The following is a 17,393-nucleotide window of genomic DNA, read 5'->3' on the forward strand; positions in this document are numbered from 1 at the left end:
CTGACCGCGTGTCGCCCCCGTCAGGGCGCGCGCCGCATGGGAGCGGGGTGGACCGTCGACGATCGTTGGGCGGGCATCGCGACCGTCCCGCGCAGCGTCGCCGGCGCGGGCCTGTTCGATTTCGGCCCGGTCGAACCGGCCGAAACCGAGCGCACCCTGTCGTTGCCCCGCGACGAGCAGCGTGACGAGGACACCAGCGAGTGATGGTGCTCGCCGCAGTCGGGGATTCCTTCCAGCAGACGGCGGCATCGGGTCCGTTGCTGTTGGCGTTGGGTGCCTGCCTGCTCGCGGGCCTGGTGTCGTTCGCTTCACCGTGTGTCGTGCCGTTGGTGCCGGGGTACCTGTCCTATCTGGCCGGGCTGGTCGGCGCCGAGGCGCCACCGGCCAGTGCCGCGCAGGCGGGCACGCTCACCGCGCAGCGCCGTAGCGCCAAGCTGCGGGTGGCCGGTGCCGCCGGACTGTTCGTCGCCGGGTTCACGGTGGTATTCGTGCTGGCCACGGCCACCGTGTTCGGCGTGATCCAGACCCTCAACGTCAACCGGGAGTTGCTGCAGCGCATCGGCGGTGTGGTGACCATTCTGATGGGTCTGGTCTTCATCGGCCTGGTGCCCGCGCTCCAGCGCGACACCAGGATGGAACCGCGCAGGTTCACCAGCATCGTCGGCGCGCCCCTGCTGGGCGGGGTGTTCGCGCTGGGCTGGACGCCGTGCCTCGGGCCGACACTGTCGGGCGTGATGGCGGTGTCCGCGGGCACCGAGGGCACGACCGCGGCGCGCGGTGTCGTGCTGATCGTGGCGTACTGCCTCGGGCTCGGGCTGCCGTTCGTCGTGCTGGCGTTCGGGTCGGCCGGCGCGCTGCGTGGGGTGGGATGGTTGCGGCGCAACTCGCGCACCATTCAGGTAATCGGGGGTGTTCTGCTCGTCGCCGTCGGCGTCGCGCTGGTCACGGGGGCATGGGATCAGTTCGTCGGCTGGGTGCGTGACGGGTTCGTCTCCGAGGTGACTCTCCCGATCTGATGACTGACACACTGACTCCGCCGACCACCCCCAACCCGCCCGTCCGGCAGTCCCTGCCCGGCCGTGCCTGGGCCCTGGTCCGCAATACCTGGCGCGGCCTCACCAGCATGCGCACCGCCCTGGTGCTGCTGTTCCTGCTGGCCCTGGCCGCCATTCCCGGCGCCTTGCTGCCCCAGCGCAGCCTGAACACGCAGAAGGTCGAGCAGTACATCGCCGACCGGCCGACGCTGGGTCCGTGGATGGACCGGTTCGAGCTGTTCGACGTGTTCGGCAGCTTCTGGTTCACCGCCATCTACGTGCTGCTGTTCATCTCGCTGGTCGGCTGCATCCTGCCGCGCTGCTGGGACCACTACCGGGCCTTGCGCACCCCGCCGGTGCCGACGCCGCGCAATCTGGGCCGGCTGCCGCACCACTTCAGCGAGACCGTCGACCGCGACGCCGACGCCGTCGTCGAGCAGGCGCGTGGGCAGCTGCGCGGCTGGCGCACCGAGGTGCGGCCGGGCAAGCGCGACGGCGAGGTCACACTGTCGGCCGAGAAGGGCTACCTGCGCGAGTTCGGCAACCTGGTCTTCCACCTGTCGCTGGTGGGGCTGCTCGCCTCGATCGCGCTGGGCAAGCTGTTCGGTTACGAGGGCAACGTCATCGTGATCGCCGACAACGGCGCCGGCTTCTGCACCACCTCGCCCGCGGTGTTCGACTCCTTCCGCGCGGGCAATGTCAACGACGGCACCGGGATGACCCCGCTGTGCGTGCGGGTCAAGGACTTCAAGGCCGACTACCTGCCCACCGGCCAGGCCGAGATGTTCACCTCGAACGTCGAGTACCAGGCGGGCGAAGACCTGAGCACCGATACCTGGCGCTCCACCGAGCTGCGGGTGAACCATCCGCTGCGCGTCGCCGGTGACCGCGTCTACCTGCAGGGTCACGGTTTCGCGCCGACGTTCACCGTCACCTTCCCGAACGGGCAGACCCGCACCGAGACCATCCAGTGGCGCCCCGACGACGCCAGGACCTTCCTGTCCAGCGGCGTCCTGCGGATCGACCCGCCCGGCGGCATGTACGCCACCGACGAGGAGCGCCGGCAGAACCAGATCGCCATCGAGGGCCTGTTCGCCCCGACGGCGCTGTTCCACGGCAGCCTGCTCACCTCGTCGTTTCCGACGATGGACGATCCGGCCGTCGCCGTCGACATCTACCGCGGCAACACCGGCCTGGACACCGGCCGCTCGCAGTCGCTGTTCTCGCTGGATCCGGAGATGATCAAGCAGGGTCGGCTCACCAAAGAGGCGCGGGTCAACCTGCGACCGGGCGAGTCGACCACGCTGCCCAGCGGCGCGAAGGTGACCTTCGACGGCGCGAAGGAATTCGTGAACCTCCAGGTCTCGCACGATCCGGCCCAGCAATGGGTGCTGGTGAGCGCGCTGACGATGATGGCGGGCCTGCTGGTGTCGCTGCTGGTCAAGCGGCGCCGAATCTGGATCCGGGCGTACCCCGCCGAGAGCGGGGCAGGTACCGTGGATCAACGACGGACCGTAGTAGAAATGGGCGGTCTGGCCAGAAGCGATCAGGCGGGCTGGGGCGGCGAATTCGACCGGCTGCGCGCGCGGGTACTGGACGCGGAAACGGAGAACTGATGCCGATCGACGAAACGGTGGCGCGCTACAGCGACTTCGCCTTCATGTCGGCCATGGCGATCTACGCCCTGGCGCTGGTGCTGTTGCTGGTGCAGTACGCCTCGGCGCGCGCCAACAAGGTCGCGGAGCGCGAGCTGGTCACCGCGGGCGCGCCCGTCGACCCGTCAATGCCCGGCCGGATCGAGACCCCGGCCGCCAAGCCGACCTCCGAGCGCCTCGGCAACATGGCGTTCGCGGTACTGCTCGTCGGCGCGCTGCTGCACGTCGGCTCGATCGTGCTGCGCGGCTTCGCCACCCACCGCTTCCCGCTCGGCAACATGTACGAGTTCACCACCATGGCCACCGCGGCCGCCGTGGTGATCGGCCTGTACTTCCTGCGTGACCAGCGTTACCGGTCCATGTGGGTCTTCCTGCTGGTCCCCGTGCTGATCCTGATGTTCCTGGCCGGCACCGTCCTCTACGCCGACGCCGCGCCCGTCGTCCCCGCGCTGCGTTCGTTCTGGCTGCCGATCCACGTCACCATCGTCAGCATCGGCAGCGGCGTCTTCCTGGTCTCCGGCGTCGCCAGCCTGCTCTACCTCTACCGCATGCGCCAGCCCGCGGGCGCGGAGTCGAACTCGATCTTCGGCACCATCGCCCGCCGCCTCCCCGACGCCCGCACCCTCGACCAGCTCGCCTACAAGACCACCATCATCGGCTTCCCCCTCTTCGGCGCCGGCGTCATCCTCGGCGCCATCTGGGCCGAAGCCGCCTGGGGCCGCTTCTGGGGCTGGGACCCCAAGGAAACCTGCTCCTTCATCGCCTGGGTCCTCTACGCCGCCTACCTCCACGCCCGAGCCACCTCCGGCTGGCGCGACACCAAGGCCGCCTGGATCAACATCGCCGGCTTCGTCGCGATGCTGTTCAACCTCTTCATCATCAACATGGTGATCAGCGGGTTGCACAGCTACGCCGGGTTGAACTGACTCTTCGCCCCCCGGATCGCTGGTTCCGGTGGCCGACGGAACCGTGGTGATCGAGTGCTTCTCGGACACCCACCCCAGCAGCACGGTGGCACCGGTGGCGGAAGTGGCGCCGCTGTTCTGGCAGTGCGTAGCCACGGTCTTTGACATCACGCCGTCACTCGCGGTCGGCTGAATCGAGTACCCCGAGGTCGCCGATGGGGAACTGACGCCGTCTGGTCGGCTCGTCCGTACAGTCGGCGCATGGCCCTGGAGTTCTCCGCGCAACCTGCTCCGCCGTTGCAGCTCACGGCGACCTGCACGATCTACAGCGGTATTGTGCGACTCGTCATGACGGGGAGGTTCTTTCAGTCTGCCCGGGCTGCGGCTGACGAGTTCGGTGGTTTCCTCCCGGACGTCCCACCGGTGCCCGCGGGCGCGCCCGAACCGCGAGTGTGGGCTGAAGGGTGGTGGATGAGCACGGCGTCTGCTCCCGCGAGTGGGTTCCCGTCGGGAGTCGAATACGTCCGTGCGACATACCTCCCTGATCCACGCGCCGGTGGTACCGCCAGATGGCTCTACCTCGGCGGTGCCGCGCATATCGGCAAAGAGATCACCATCGGCTACCGGGTGACCGTCCAAGCCGTGTAGCGGTGATCGGAGACGACGATGCCCGGACGCTCAGATGAGCGTCCGGGCATCGTTCGGGTGATCGCCGATCAGCAGTAGTAGCAGATCTTGTTGGCCGGGAGTTCGACGTGGCAGTTGAGGCAGACGGGCTTGCGGACCGGTTCCGGCTTGGGGACGGTGACGCTACGGCGTGAGGACGTCGAGGTGCGCTTGGGCTTGGCGGCGGCTTCGGCCGCTTCGGCGGCGGCGAGGTCCTGGGAGGTCTGCTGGCGCAGGGCCGCGACCTTCGGGGGGAGGGTGGGGAGGCCGCCGTCGGCGGGGAGATCGGTGGCGTAGTGCTGGTAGCACTGCCAGCGGGCCGCGGCGGCGTGCATCTCGAGGTCGTCGGGGATGGGCAGGCCCGCGAGTTCGAGGATGTAGCGGTAGCCGGTGCCCACGGTCTGGTTCTTGCGCACGCACAGCGCGCTCAGCGGCGGCTCGTTGTTCTTGTGACAGTGCTCGGCGACCTTGTCCAGCACGACGGGCAGCCAGTGCTGCCACTTCACCTGCGTGCGGATCCCGGATTCCTCCTGGACCAGCTCCGCCAACTCGGTGTTGACGATGAAGTTGTTGAACCTGGTCGCGGTGTCGGCGAGGACCTCGTGTGCGGCGCGAGTCCACGCCGACCGTGCCTCGGTGAACGTCACGGCGCTGCCGTCGGCCGCGCGCCAAGTGGTCGGAATGGAACTCTGCTGCACATCGATCACCGGAATACGTTATCTACCCGGGTTTTTCGCGGTGCATCGGGGGTATGTGGGTAAGCTCACGCGCGCGCGAACTACAGGTCGGACTGGCCGGAATCGTCGCGGTGCTGCTTGCCGAGGCGCCAGAGGAATTCCGGGTCGTCGTCGGGGCCGAGAATCGGTCGCCGCGACGGTGGGCCGGAACTCGGTCCTGCCTTCTCGGGGCCGAACGCCTTCCAGCACAACACCGCGACGGCCACGATCGCGATGAGTGCCAACACGTACGTCACGTCGCTCACCTCCTGCTATCGAGGGTAGCCGTGTCCGCGCCGTGTGCACATCCGTAACGGAAGGGAAATTCCCGGCAAACGCGAGCCCGGGTGGACTCGCGTCGGCCGGTCGGGTCAGCGGGGTGCTGCCTCGGTGGTGAGCGATTTCAGCAACTGCAGAACCTCGGACTCGCGGAATCGGCGATGCCCGCCCGGCGTGCGCAGCGAACCGAGCCTGCCCGCATGGGCCCACCGGGTGACGGTCTTGGGGTCTACGTGGAACATTGCGGCTACTTGGCCTGGTGTCAGCAGAGTGTCCTGGCCGCCGACGGTGATCGCAGTCATAGCTAACCTCTCCGTTCTCGACAGTTCCCTCATCAGATGGCGTCATCGTCGCACTGCGACCCCCACGTAGTCGAACCACCTACTGTTGGTAAAGGGGAAGTAATAGACAAAAGCCGCGAACGGGGCTGCGCCGAGCCTGGCCGTCGTGGGGTCGGGCCCGCCTTCGGCCGTGCGCGGGTCTGTTGACGGCTTCACCGGCGGCGCGCATAAGCTGGTGGCGTGAGTGAAGCAACTGGTCAGCAAGGTTCTGGCGCGGGGAAGCGGCTGGTCCGCAATCTGGCCCTCTACACGCTGGCCCGGCTCGGGCTCGTCGTGCTGATCGCCGCGGTGATCATCGGCGTCGCCAAGCTCATCGGCGTCGAGGTGCCGATCATCGTGGCCGCGCTGTTCGCGCTGATCGTCGCGATGCCGCTCTCGCTCACCCTCTTCAAGAAGCTGCGCACGAAGGTCAACGAGGACATCGCCGTCGTCGACGCGCGCCGCCGCCAGGACAAGGCGCAGCTGCGGGCCCGGTTGCGAGGTGACGACGACGGGTCGGCCGCGTGAAATACCTCGACCGCAGCGCCCCGCGTGACTGGGTCGACAACGCCGTCCGGCTGATCGACGCCGACTCCCAGCGCTCGGCCGACACCCACCTGCTGCGGTATCCGCTGCCTGCCGCCTGGCCGGTGCAGCTGTACCTCAAGGACGAGTCCACCCACATCACCGGCAGCCTCAAGCACCGGCTGGCGCGCTCGCTGTTCCTGTACGCGATCTGCAACGGCTGGGTCACCGAGGGCACCACGGTGGTGGAGGCGTCGTCGGGGTCGACGGCGGTCAGCGAGGCCTACTTCGCGAAGCTGCTCGGCCTGGATTTCGTCGCGGTGATGCCGGCGAGTACGTCGCCGCAGAAGATCGCGCTGATCGAAGCCCAGGGCGGGCGATGTCATTTCGTCGAGCGGGCGCCGGAGATGTACACCGAGGCCAAGCGCCTGGCCGCCGAGACCGGCGGGCATTTCATGGACCAGTTCACCCATGCCGAGCGCGCGACCGACTGGCGCGGCAACAACAACATCGCCGAATCCATCTTCCAGCAGCTGGCGCTGGAGACCAATCCGATCCCGGAGTGGATCGTGGTCGGCGCGGGCACCGGCGGCACCAGCGCCACGATCGGCCGCTACATCCGTTATCGCAGGCACGCGACCAGGCTGGCCGTGGTCGACCCCGAGCATTCGGCGTTCTTCGGTGGCTACGAGACCGGTGACGCGGGCTACGAGACCGGGATGCCGTCGCGGATCGAGGGCATCGGCAGGCCGCGGGTCGAGCCGTCCTTCATCGGGCAGGTCGTCGACCGGATGATCCTGGTTCCGGACGCGGCCTCGGTCGCCACGGCGCGCCACGCCAGCACGGTGCTGGGCAGGCGGGTCGGTGGTTCGACCGGGACGAACCTGTGGGGTGCCTTCCACCTGGTATCGGAGCTGCTCGCCGCGGGCCGTACCGGCAGCGTGGTGACGCTGCTGTGCGACGGCGGCGACCGCTACGCCGGTACCTATTTCGACGACGCCTGGCTCGACGCCCAGAATCTCGACCTGGCCGGACCCACCGCCGTCCTCACCGAATTCGCCGCCACGGGGCGCTGGCACGGCTGATCCGTGAAACCTGACCGGAGGTGTCAGGTTTCACTGTCAGGATCAGTGTCCATGACGACCCGCTACTACACCGCTACCAGCCTCGACGGTTACATCGCCGATCCCGACAACTCGCTGGATTGGCTGATGGCCGTCCCCGATGCCGACACCGCGCTCGGCGACGTCAGCGACTTCGTGCTCGGCGTCGGCGCGCTGTGCCTCGGCTCGACGACCTACGAGTGGATGGTGACGAACAATCCGCCCGAGGACTGGCACGAGAACTACGGTGACCGCCCGACCTGGGTGTTCACCCATCGTGAGCTGCCCGAACTCCCCGGTGCGAACATCCGTTTCGTCGCGGGCGAGGTCGGGGCGGTGCACGCGCAGATGGTCGATGCCGCCGCGAGCCGCGACATCTGGATCATCGGCGGCGGCGATCTCGCCGGCCAGTTCGCCGATGCCGGACTGCTCGACGAGGTGGTCGTCGGCGTCGCGCCGGTGACCCTCGGCGGCGGCGCCCCGTTGCTGCCGCGCCGCCTGCTCTCCGATCGGCTGCGGCTGGTCGAGGTCGCCCAGCTGGGCCAGTTCGCGAAGCTGGTGTACCGGGTGAGCTGACCGTGTTGTCAATTTTTGTTGACACCGCGTGGATCGTCAATCAAAATTGACGACATGACCGATGCAACAACGCTCGCCTCGGCGGCGGGCAATCCCGATCCGGCGGTCGGCCTGCGCGCGGTACTCGCCCTGCGCAGGCTGGCCGACCGGCTCGAAGCCATCCAGGTGGCCAATGCCAGGGCCAACGGCTGGTCGTGGCAGGCGATTGCCGAAGCGCTCGAGGTCAGCAAGCAGGCGGTGCATCAGAAACACAACCGGAAGGGCGGTACCCGCTGATGTTCGAGAAGTTCAGCCGACAGGCCAGGGTGGCGGTAGTGAGCGCCCAGGACGACGCCAAGGACCTGGGCGCGACGCAGATCGGACCCGAGCATGTGTTGCTCGGTGTGATCGCCCACGCCGAGCCGGGCCTGCGGGCGGTGCTCGACGCGCGGGGCATCACCGCCGACGGGGTGCGCACCGCTCTCGCCGCCCGGACGAGCGCGCCGCCGCTGGGCGCCGACGACGCCGAAGCCCTGCGCTCGATCGGCATCGACCTCGACGCCGTGCGGGCCAGCGTCACCGAGAACTTCGGCCCCGAGGCCTGGGACCGGGCCGAACCCGAGGTCCGTCGCGGCGTCTTCGGCCGGTTGCTGGGCGCCGGGCACATCCCGTTCGCCGGGCCGGCCAAGAAGTCGCTCGAACTCGCTCTGCGCGAGGCGATCCACCGCAGGGAGCGCGAGATCTCCACCGCCTACCTGCTGCTCGGGATCCTTCGCGGCGCCGACCCGGCCACCACCGACCTGCTCGGCGGCCGCGACGGGGCCGCCGACTTGCGTGCCGACGTCTACGGAATGCTCGACCGCGCAGCGTGAATTCTGCGTCGGGTGTGTGTCAGACCCGCCGCAATGTCCGTTTCCGGGCCTAGCATGGCTCTATGCAGCTAGCCATTCGATTGGTCATCAACGCCATTGCCATCTGGGCCGCGGCGGCGTGGATCGACAAGATCGACATCCTGGTCCCGGCCGATTCGGGGAACTGGGGCAAAGCCCTGGTGATCCTGATCGTCGCGGCGGTGTTCACCGCGGTGAACGCCGTCATCAAGCCGATCGTGAAGCTCCTGTCCCTGCCGTTCGTGATCCTCACGCTCGGCCTGTTCCTGCTGCTGGTGAACGCGGGCATGCTCTGGCTCACCGCGAAGATCACCGAACTGTCCGACTACGGTCTGCGGGTCGACGGTTTCTGGGCGGCGTTCTGGGGCGGTGTGATCATCTCGCTGGTCAACTGGGCGCTCGGCATCCTCGTCCCGGACGGCGACGACTAACCGAGTCCGACGGCCAGCGCGCTCAGTGCCGACCAGACCAGCAGCGCCAGCCCGGAATCGCGCAGGGCGGGAATCAGTTCCAGCCCACCCTTGCCGGTGCGCACCGGGGCATTGGCACGGATCGCCAGCGGCAACGCCAGCAGTCCGGCCAGTGCCCACGGGGTGCGGGCCACCAGGGCCAGGCTGATCACGAACGGCGCGACCAGCAGCATCAGGTGCAGCGTGCGGGTGCGCGCGTCGCCGAGTTTCACCGCGAGGGTGACTTTCCCGGCCTCGGTGTCGGTGGGGATGTCGCGCAGATTGTTGGCGACCAGCACCGCGCTGGAGAACGCGCCGACGCCGATCGCCAGCAGCAGTCCCACCCAGTCCACGCGCAGCGCCTGCACGTACTGGGTGCCCAGCACCGCGATCAGGCCGAAGAACACGAACACGGCGATCTCACCGAAACCGCTGTAGCCGTAGGGCTTGCTGCCGCCGGTGTAGAACCAGGCGCCGGCCAGACAGACGGCGCCGAGTACGACCAGCCACCAGGCGGTCGTCACGGCCAGCACCAGACCAGCGACCGCGCCGATCGCCAGGCTGAGGATCGCGGCATTGCGGACGGCGGTGGGGGAGGCCAGTTTCGAGCCGACCAGCCGCAGCGGACCGACCCGCACGTCATCGGTGCCGCGGATGCCGTCGGAGTAGTCGTTGGCGTAGTTCACGCCGACGATCAGCGCCAGCGAAACCAGCAGCGCCAGTATCGCTTTCCACCAGACGGCCCCGCCGATCGACGCGGCCGCGCCGGTGCCGGCGAGTACCGGCGCGATCGCGTTCGGCAGCGTCCGCGGCCGGGCGCCCTCGATCCATTCCGCTGCTGTAGCCATGGATCGAAGCCTAGCCCCGGCCGGTGTACTAGGCGGATTCGGCGATGGTCTTGAGCCGGGCCAGTCCCTTGTCGAAGTCCTTGCCGATCATGTTGTCGATCGGGAAGACCTTGCCGAGCACGCCCATCAGCCCGGAGTGGGTGCCGGTCATCCGCCAGGTCACCTCGGTGGCGGCGCCGCGCGGCGTGAGGGTGAAGGTGACGAAGTTGGTGGCCTTGAACGGCTTCTCGAACGCCAGCTCGATGCCGATCTCGTGCGCGGCGTCGGCCTTGATCTCCATCGCGCCCGCGCCGGCCTTACGGTTGCCGCGCCAGGTGTAGCGGGCCCCGACACCGGACTCGGGGCCGGTGTAGGTGCGTGCGAGCTGCGGATCGGCGTCCTCCCATGGCGACCACAGTCGCCACTGGCGGAAATCATCGATGAAACCGTGGATGCGTGCGGGTTCGGCGGCAATGGTCGTGCGCCGGGTCACCTCGAAGTCGCCCATGCGGGTCAGCCTAAGCCGGGCTACCGACAATTCCGCGGCGTGCGGGCGTGGTGTCGCGCCCGGGGCGGTCCCGCAGGGAACGCCGGCTCGTCGTCGCGCTCGCCTACGATGACTTGCGGCATGTCTGCACAGCATCTCGGCCCCGACGGGCCGCCTCCCACCGTCGCGGTGGCCGCGTCCCCCATCGTCGTGGGGGTGCTCGGCGTGATCGCGATCCGCCGCGACGACGCGACCTTGCTCGCGCTGCCCGGCGCGCGGGCGCGGTTGCTGCTGGCCGCCCTGGCCGTGCGCCCCGGCCGGGCCCGCAGCGCGCAGTCGCTGGTCGACGAGGTCTGGGGCGACCAGCCGCCCCGCGCGCCGATGAACGCCCTGCACACACAGGTCTCGCGATTGCGGGCGCTGCTGCCCGACGGCGCGCTGGAGATCGGCCCCGCCGGCTACCGGTTGACCCTGCCCGCCGACAGTGTCGACCTGACCGCGGCCGCCGTCCTGGTCCGTCGCGCCGAAGACCTCCTCGCGACCGGCGAGACCACCGCCGGCCTGGCCACGATCGCCGCCGCCCGCGCCCTGTGGCGCGGCGAACCGGGCGCCGACCTGCCCGAATCCGGCCCGGCCGACGACCTGCGGACCGCCGCCGACCAGCTGCGCCGCGACCTCGATCGCGCCGAGCTGACCGCGCACACCCAGCGCGGTGACTTTCCCGCCGCCATCCCGCTGGCCGCCGCCGACGCGGCCGCCCACCCCCTCGACGAGCCCGCCCACACCACCCTCATCCGCCTGCTCGCCGCCGCGGGACGCACCAGCGACGCCCTCGAAATCTTCGCCGCCTACCGCCTGCGGCTGATCGAGGAACTCGGCGCCGACCCCGGTCCGACCCTGGTCGCGCTCAATACCGCCGTGTTGCGTGGCGATCCGATCGAGCTTCCGGGCGCCAGCCGTCGCCGCACCGAGCGGGGCCCGGATCACGCGGACGCCTCGACCGACACCTCCGAACGCGCGGTCGCCGGTTCACCACCGGCGAATCGGAGCGCGAACGGGGACGACCGCGCGACGGTCGGCGCCGCGATCACCGACGACCTCGCAGCGCGGACGAGGACCCCGGGCGCGACCGAGCCGCCGAGCCGGGACGGGTGGTCGGCGGCGAACAGCGGCTGGGACACACCCGCGGTCGGACAACCCGGCGGCGCGGGCGCCCCGGACCGATCCAACGGCCAACCGCGCACCCTCCCGCCCACCTCCCTCGGCCTGCGCGCCGCCCCCAACGAACTACTCGGTCGCGCGGCCGATCTCGACGCGATCACCGATCTGGTGCGCCGGTCGCGGGTGACGACCGTGCTCGGCCCCGGCGGCACCGGCAAGACCCGCGTGGCGAACGCGGTCGGCGAACGACTCACCGGCACCGTGCCGGTGGTGCTGGTCGAGCTGGCCCCGGTGCAGGCCGAGTCGGCGGGCCCGCAGGCCCTGGTCGACATCGAAGCGGCGATCGGGCACGTCATGGGCCTGGGTGAGGTGATGCGGGAGCCGGGCGGTCTGCGCCTGGGACGGCAGGTCGACCAGCGCGCTCGACTGCGCGACGCGCTCGCCGCCCGCCCGACCCTGCTGATCCTGGACAACTGCGAGCACGTGATCGAGGCGGCCGCCGAGGTGGTCGCCGACCTGGTCGGCAGCTGCGCCCAGCTCACCGTCCTGACCACCAGCCGCTCGCCACTGGCGATCACCGCCGAATCCGTCTATCCGCTGGCACCGTTGGCGATCGACGCGGCGGGCTCACCCGCGACGGATCTGTTCACGGCGCGAGCGCGGGCGGTGCGCCCCGACGTCCGGCTCGACCCGGAGATCGTGGCCCGGCTGTGCCGCACCCTGGACGGTCTGCCGCTGGCGATCGAGCTGGCCGCGGCCCGGGTGCGCACGATGAGCGTCGCCGAGATCGAATCCAGGCTCGAGCATCGTTTCGCCCTGCTGCGCAGCGGTGATCGGGCCGCGCCGCTGCGGCATCGCACGCTGCACGCGGTGATCGCGTGGAGCTGGAATCTGCTCGACCTCGATCAGCAGATCGTGCTGCGCAGGCTGTCGCGGTTCCCGGGCGGGTTCACCCTGTCGGCGGCCGAGGTCGTCGCGGCCGGGCCCGAGGTCGCCGAGGTCGCCGCCGCGGTCGACGGCCTGGTCGGGCAGTCGCTGCTCACCGTGCTCGACGACCCCGACGGCACCGGTATCCGGTATCGCATGCTCGAGACCGTGCGCGAGTTCGGCGCCGAGCAGATGGCCGCCGTCGACGCCGCGACCGGCGGCGCGGAAACCGCGCTGGTCCGCGATCGGATGGCCGGGTGGGCGCGGGACTTCGTGCTCGGCGCCGTCGCCGACTACACCGCTGTCGATCAGGTGCCGGTGGTGCTCGCGGTGACCGCCGAGCTCGACAACCTGGTCGCGGTCCTGCGCACGGCCACCGCGCACGCCGACGCCGACACGGTCTACACCGTGTTCCCGGTGGTCGCGACGCTGTGGGTGATGCGGGGCGCGCATCTGGAGTTCATCGGCTGGGCGGTGCGGCTGGTCGCGGTCACGCCGCCGGAGCCGGTCACCGGGGTGGCCGCCGACCTCCAGATGGTCACGCACATGCTCACCTGTCTGCACCTGATGTTCCACAACGGCGGTGACGCGCGTCCGGTCGCCCGGGCCCGGCTGCGGGCCCGCAGACTGCTGCGCCACCCGGGGCTCGATCCGGGCCTGCGATTGCTCGGGGGGCTGATCACGGTGCGCCCCCAGACTTTCCGTCTGGGGCGACTGCTCGCCGACGGCGCCCACTCGCCGGAGCGCAGCGCCCGGGTGGCCGCGCTGGCCGCCCGCGCCAACTTCTGGGAGAACGCGGGCAATGTGGCGGGCTCGACCCGCGACGCGCTGCGCGCGCTGGACGAACTGGCCTCGCAGGACATCTGGGGCGCGGCGATGATGAGCCAGCATCTGGCCCAGCTGTGCGGCCAATCCGCGCGGTACGCCGAGGCGGCCACCTACTACCGGCAGGCGCTGGGGCAGATGAGCCGCCTGCGGGTCGACGACGAGATCCTGGAGGGCCGGTGCTTCCTGTCGGCCGTCCTGATCGGCGCCGGACAGCGCGAGCAGGCCCGCGCGGAGATCGACTTCGTGCTCGGCTCCGAGGATTCCGGGCTCGGCCAGGTCGACGACCCCACCATCCGCCGCAACCACCGGCTCTCGACGGTCGCGACCGCGGTGGCCGAACTGGAACTGGCCGACGGTGACATCGATGCCGGACTCCGGCACTATCGCCGGGCCCTGGATCTGCTGGGCTGGCCCGATTTCGAGCTCAGTCCCGGGCCCGGCGCGATGATGGTGTCGGCGGCGGCGGTCAGCGCCCACGTCCTGCACGACCGGGCCGCGGCGGCCGCAGATCTGGTCGCCCAGATCGTCGCGACCACCGAGCGCAGACTCTCGCAGTATCTCGACCTGCCGCAGATCGGCGCGGTCGGCTGCGCGCTCGGCTCCTACCTGCTGGCGACCGATCCCGCCCGACCCGAAGGACTCGAACTGCTCACGCTCGCGGCGGCTTCGGCGGCCCGACAGGACTATCCGTCGATGGAGCTGGCCCGCCATCGCGCCCTGCACCGGGAGCGGGTGGGCGCGGACGCGCTGGCCGGGGCCGAGCGCGCGGCGGCGGGGGTGCGTCGCCTCGCCGCGGCCACCCGCATCATCGAGATCGTCGCGCACCTCGACGGATACGCCGACGGCATCCGACCCTGACGGATCGGATGCCGTTGCGGTAGTGCGGGAGTCAGGCCCGGCGCATGTAGGCGCGCACGGTCAGCGGCGCGAATACCGCGATGACCACGAGCGAACCGACCAGCGACCAGACCAGGTCACTGCTGTAGATGTTGGCGTTCATCAGGTCCCGGCAGGTGTTGACCATGTAGTACACCGGGTTGGCGTGGTTGATCGCCTGCATCCAGCCCGGCATGGTGCTCACCGGGGCGAAGGCGCCGGACATGAAGGTCAGCGGGAACATCACCATCATCGAGATGCCCTGCACGGAGGCGGCACTCTTGCCGGTGACGCCGACCAGCGCCCACACCCAGCTGATCGCGAACGAGCAGACCACGACCACCAGGCAGGCCGCGACGACACCGGCGAAGCCGCCGCCGGGCCGGTAGCCCAGACACAGGCCGACGATGATCGTCAGCGTGGAGGCGATGCCGTAGCGCACCATATCGGCCAGCAGTGCCCCGGCCAGGGCCGAAACCCGGGCGATGGGCAGGGATTTGAAGCGGTCGAAGACGCCCTTGTCCATGTCCTCGCGCAGCTGGGTGCCGGTGACCACCGAGGTGAGCACCACCGTCTGGACGAGGATGCCGGGGATCAGCACGGGCAGGTAGTTGTCGACGCTGCCCGAGATCGCGCCGCCGAAGATGTAGGTGAACAGCGCGGTGAACAGGATCGGCTGCACCGTCACGTCGAAGAGCTGCTCGGGATTGTGCTTGATCTTGAGCAGGCCGCGATAGGCCATGGTGAACGAGGTGGAGATCGTCTCGCGCAGGCCCACCCGGTCGCTGACCTGCGTGACGTCGGTGGCGGGTACGGGAGCGGTGAGAACTGCGGTCATGCCGCGCTCCGTTCGGTGTCGTCGGATTCGTCGGCCGGGTGGCCGGTGATGGTGAGGAAGACCTCGTCGAGGGTCGGCTTGGAGACGGTGATCTCCTCGACGCCGATCTCCCAGTCGCGCAGGCGGATCAGCAGGTCGGCGGTGAGGTTCGGATCGGGCAGCGGCGCGGTGAGCCGGCCCGCCTCCGGGCTGATCTGGGCGGCGACGCCGAGGAAGTCGCCGACGATGCGCCGGGCTTCCTCGAGCTGCCCGCGATCGAGCAGCGTCAGATGCACCGAGGAGCCGCCGATGGAGGCCTTGAGCTCGTCGGCGGTGCCGTCGGCGATCACCCGGCCGTGGTCGATCACGGCGATCCGGTCGGCCAGCTGGTCGGCCTCGTCGAGGTACTGGGTGGTCAGCAGCACGGTCGCGCCCTCGGTGACCAGCCTGCGGATGGTGTCCCACATCTGCGCGCGGGTGCGCGGATCGAGGCCGGTGGTCGGTTCGTCGAGGAACAGCAGCGGCGGGGTGGAGATCAGGCTGGCCGCGAGATCCAGGCGCCTGCGCATGCCGCCGGAGAAGTTCTTGAGCGGCTTGTTCGCCGCCTCGGCGAGGTCGAACTCGGCGAGCAGCTCGACGGCGCGACGACGGGCGTCGGGCCTGCTCAGGCCGAGCAGGCGGGCGAAGATGATCAGGTTCTCGGTGGCGGAGAGCTCCTCGTCGACCGAGGCGTACTGGCCGGTGACGCCGATCAGCGAGCGGACCGCGTTGGGCCGTTCGACAACGTCGTGGCCGAAGATCCGCGCGCTGCCGCCGTGGGGACGCAGCAGCGTGGCGAGCATCTTGATGGTCGTCGTCTTGCCCGCGCCGTTCGGTCCGAGCACCCCGTAGACCGAGCCGCGCGGCACCGCCAGGCTCACCCCGTCCACGGCACGCTGCTTGCCGAACACCTTGACCAGACCGTCCGCCTCGACGGCGAGGGCTGAAGTGGGTGTGTAAGTCATGGGACCTACGGTGCCCGGCCCGCCTTGCACGGCCCTTGCGCGGCGCTGTCGACCTCCTGGCACAACCTCGAGGGGTCTACAGCACGCCGGTCAGAGAGCCAGCAGGTGTTCGCGCAGGGCCGCGCGATCGGGCTTGCCGGGGCCGCGCAGCGGGATCTCGGTCAGCACGGCCAGCTCGCGCGGAGCGGCGATGGAATCGAGTTCGGCGACCACGTGGGCGCGGATCTCGTCCAGGGTCGGCGCGGCGCCGGGCACCGGCACGATCGCCACCGCGACCCGCTGACCCAGCCGCTCGTCGGGCAGGCCGAGCACGATGCACTCCCTGATCCCGGGATGGTTGGCCAGCACAGCCTCCACCACCTGCGGGATCACCAGCAGCCCGCCGGTCATGATCGCCTCGTCGAGGCGGCCGCTGATCGAGAGCACGCCGTCGGTGTAGGTGCCCGCGTCCTCGGTGCGGAACCAGCCGGGTTCGGCGAAGGCGGGGTGGTCGGGCAGGTTGCGGTAGCCGCGGGCGATCATCGCGCCGCCGAGCAGCACCCGGCCGTCCTCGATCCGCACCTCGGTGCCGTCGAGCGGTACGCCCTCGTAGACGCAGCCGCCGCAGGTCTCGCTCATGCCGTAGGTCCGCACGACGGTGATGCCCGCCTCGCGCGCGCGTTCGTAGACCGGCAGCGGTGTCGCCGCCCCGCCGACCAGCACGCCGTCGAGTTCGGCCAGCGCCTTGGCGGCCACCGGCGAATCCAGCGACTTGATCAGCTGCGTCGGCACCAGCGCGGTGTAGCGGCGCGGCCCGCGCATCGCGGCCACCGCGCCGGCGAGCGCCTCGGGCAGGAAACCGCCCGACACGTCCAGCACAGTCGGCTCGGTGCCCGCCAGGATGCTGCGCAGCAGCACCTGGATGCCCGCGATGTGGTGGGTCGGCAGGGCCAGCAACCAGCTGCCCGGTCCGCCGAGCCGCTCGTGGGTGGCGTTACCGCTGGCCCGCAGGGCTTCGGCGCCCAGCAGGGCGCCCTTGGGGATGCCGGTGGTGCCCGAGGTGGTCACCACCAGGGCGACATCGTCGTCGATCGGATCGCCGGGCTTGAGCGCGTCGGAGAGCCTGCGCGCCTCGCGGCGGTCGGTGGTCGGGATCGGCAGCCAGGCCGGGCCGTTGCCGTCGAGGGCCTGGCGCAGGTGGGGAAGCACTTCGCCGACACCGGAACCGGTCGGCATCTGCAGCGTCCGCAGGGTTCTGCTCACGCCACACCCTCACCGGCGCTCGGCTGTGGCCTGCGCGGTGCGCGCTCCCTCATGCCCACCACCTCCGGATACAGCTTGCTGCGCTCCCTCACGGCTTCGATCGTGTCATGCGGCGGCCGAGACCCGG

The 17,393-nt window shown here is 70.2% G+C and carries 21 protein-coding genes; 13 read left to right on the top strand and 8 right to left on the bottom strand.

Annotated elements, in window-relative coordinates; translation table 11 throughout:
- Positions 1–36 precede the first annotated feature (36 nt).
- From ACIO52_RS01360 to ACIO52_RS01385, 6 genes are all read left to right on the top strand, one after another.
- Positions 37–204: a hypothetical protein gene (locus ACIO52_RS01360; protein ID WP_218716635.1), complete on the top strand. Its 168-nt coding sequence runs from the start codon at positions 37–39 to the stop codon at positions 202–204.
- Positions 204–1,016 (top strand): cytochrome c biogenesis CcdA family protein, encoded by an 813-nt coding sequence (locus ACIO52_RS01365; protein ID WP_402640651.1) that lies wholly within the window; start codon positions 204–206, stop codon positions 1,014–1,016. The genes ACIO52_RS01360 and ACIO52_RS01365 overlap by 1 nt, the downstream gene beginning before the upstream one ends.
- A complete protein-coding gene (locus ACIO52_RS01370) occupies positions 1,016–2,650 on the top strand; it encodes a cytochrome c biogenesis protein ResB (protein WP_218716637.1) in 1,635 nt (544 codons plus the stop codon). Before ACIO52_RS01365 ends, ACIO52_RS01370 begins: the two co-directional genes overlap by 1 nt.
- Positions 2,650–3,615: a c-type cytochrome biogenesis protein CcsB gene (gene ccsB, locus ACIO52_RS01375; RefSeq protein WP_402640656.1), complete on the top strand. Its 966-nt coding sequence runs from the start codon at positions 2,650–2,652 to the stop codon at positions 3,613–3,615. The genes ACIO52_RS01370 and ccsB overlap by 1 nt, the downstream gene beginning before the upstream one ends.
- Before the next feature lie 28 nt (positions 3,616–3,643).
- Positions 3,644–3,787 carry a hypothetical protein gene (locus tag ACIO52_RS01380; protein WP_316576195.1) on the top strand — a complete coding sequence of 48 codons (144 nt, stop codon included), beginning with the start codon at positions 3,644–3,646 and terminating at the stop codon, positions 3,785–3,787.
- Positions 3,788–4,065: 278 nt separating this feature from the next.
- A complete protein-coding gene (locus ACIO52_RS01385; RefSeq protein WP_316576194.1) occupies positions 4,066–4,242 on the top strand; it encodes a hypothetical protein in 177 nt (58 codons plus the stop codon).
- A 68-nt stretch (positions 4,243–4,310) separates the two neighbouring features.
- Here the strand turns inward: ACIO52_RS01385 and ACIO52_RS01390 are convergent, their stop codons facing one another.
- From ACIO52_RS01390 to ACIO52_RS01400, 3 genes are all read right to left on the bottom strand, one after another.
- Entirely contained in the window at positions 4,311–4,967 is a 657-nt protein-coding gene (locus ACIO52_RS01390) for a hypothetical protein (RefSeq protein ID WP_255586998.1), read from the bottom strand.
- A gap of 71 nt (positions 4,968–5,038) precedes the next feature.
- Positions 5,039–5,233, bottom strand: coding sequence for a hypothetical protein (locus ACIO52_RS01395; RefSeq protein WP_218716641.1), 195 nt, complete (start codon positions 5,231–5,233; stop codon positions 5,039–5,041).
- 114 nt (positions 5,234–5,347) lie between these two features.
- Entirely contained in the window at positions 5,348–5,557 is a 210-nt protein-coding gene (locus ACIO52_RS01400; protein ID WP_019049435.1) for a BldC family transcriptional regulator, read from the bottom strand.
- Between the two features lie 219 nt (positions 5,558–5,776).
- Here ACIO52_RS01400 and ACIO52_RS01405 point away from each other — a divergent pair, with 219 nt between their 5' ends.
- The 6 genes from ACIO52_RS01405 (at position 5,777) to ACIO52_RS01430 (ending at position 9,079) form a co-directional block, all read left to right on the top strand.
- Positions 5,777–6,103, top strand: coding sequence for a DUF4229 domain-containing protein (locus ACIO52_RS01405; protein WP_218716642.1), 327 nt, complete (start codon positions 5,777–5,779; stop codon positions 6,101–6,103).
- Entirely contained in the window at positions 6,100–7,185 is a 1,086-nt protein-coding gene (locus ACIO52_RS01410) for a PLP-dependent cysteine synthase family protein (protein WP_316576193.1), read from the top strand. The genes ACIO52_RS01405 and ACIO52_RS01410 overlap by 4 nt, the downstream gene beginning before the upstream one ends.
- Positions 7,186–7,236: 51 nt before the next feature.
- Positions 7,237–7,779 (top strand): dihydrofolate reductase family protein, encoded by a 543-nt coding sequence (locus tag ACIO52_RS01415; RefSeq protein WP_402640663.1) that lies wholly within the window; start codon positions 7,237–7,239, stop codon positions 7,777–7,779.
- A gap of 54 nt (positions 7,780–7,833) precedes the next feature.
- Positions 7,834–8,055: a helix-turn-helix domain-containing protein gene (locus tag ACIO52_RS01420; RefSeq protein WP_110039216.1), complete on the top strand. Its 222-nt coding sequence runs from the start codon at positions 7,834–7,836 to the stop codon at positions 8,053–8,055.
- Entirely contained in the window at positions 8,055–8,630 is a 576-nt protein-coding gene (locus ACIO52_RS01425; RefSeq protein WP_402640667.1) for a Clp protease N-terminal domain-containing protein, read from the top strand. The genes ACIO52_RS01420 and ACIO52_RS01425 overlap by 1 nt, the downstream gene beginning before the upstream one ends.
- 62 nt (positions 8,631–8,692) lie before the next feature.
- A complete protein-coding gene (locus ACIO52_RS01430) occupies positions 8,693–9,079 on the top strand; it encodes a phage holin family protein (protein WP_218716646.1) in 387 nt (128 codons plus the stop codon).
- Here the strand turns inward: ACIO52_RS01430 and ACIO52_RS01435 are convergent.
- A complete protein-coding gene (locus ACIO52_RS01435; protein ID WP_218716647.1) occupies positions 9,076–9,945 on the bottom strand; it encodes a 1,4-dihydroxy-2-naphthoate polyprenyltransferase in 870 nt (289 codons plus the stop codon). The two genes, ACIO52_RS01430 and ACIO52_RS01435, sit on opposite strands and share 4 nt — an antisense overlap.
- A gap of 28 nt (positions 9,946–9,973) precedes the next feature.
- The gene (locus ACIO52_RS01440) at positions 9,974–10,432 is read right to left on the bottom strand and encodes an SRPBCC family protein (protein WP_218716648.1); all 459 of its coding nucleotides are present in this window, start codon (positions 10,430–10,432) and stop codon (positions 9,974–9,976) included.
- Positions 10,433–10,552: 120 nt separating this feature from the next.
- On the opposite strand from ACIO52_RS01440, the gene ACIO52_RS01445 reads away from it, so the two are divergent.
- A complete protein-coding gene (locus ACIO52_RS01445; protein ID WP_402640671.1) occupies positions 10,553–14,185 on the top strand; it encodes an AfsR/SARP family transcriptional regulator in 3,633 nt (1,210 codons plus the stop codon).
- A 31-nt stretch (positions 14,186–14,216) separates the two neighbouring features.
- Here the strand turns inward: ACIO52_RS01445 and ACIO52_RS01450 are convergent, their stop codons facing one another.
- From ACIO52_RS01450 to menE, 3 genes are all read right to left on the bottom strand, one after another.
- Positions 14,217–15,041, bottom strand: a complete 825-nt coding sequence (locus ACIO52_RS01450; RefSeq protein WP_218719588.1) for an ABC transporter permease — start codon at positions 15,039–15,041, stop codon at positions 14,217–14,219.
- A complete protein-coding gene (locus ACIO52_RS01455; RefSeq protein WP_402640675.1) occupies positions 15,038–16,024 on the bottom strand; it encodes an ATP-binding cassette domain-containing protein in 987 nt (328 codons plus the stop codon). The genes ACIO52_RS01450 and ACIO52_RS01455 overlap by 4 nt, the downstream gene beginning before the upstream one ends.
- Positions 16,025–16,114: 90 nt before the next feature.
- Complete coding sequence (gene menE / locus ACIO52_RS01460; RefSeq protein ID WP_218719683.1) at positions 16,115–17,239, bottom strand: o-succinylbenzoate--CoA ligase; 1,125 nt, start codon at positions 17,237–17,239, stop codon at positions 16,115–16,117.
- Positions 17,240–17,393 lie beyond the last annotated feature (154 nt).

The organism is Nocardia sp. NPDC087230 (assembly GCF_044744725.1).
GTDB lineage: Bacteria > Actinomycetota > Actinomycetes > Mycobacteriales > Mycobacteriaceae > Nocardia > Nocardia canadensis.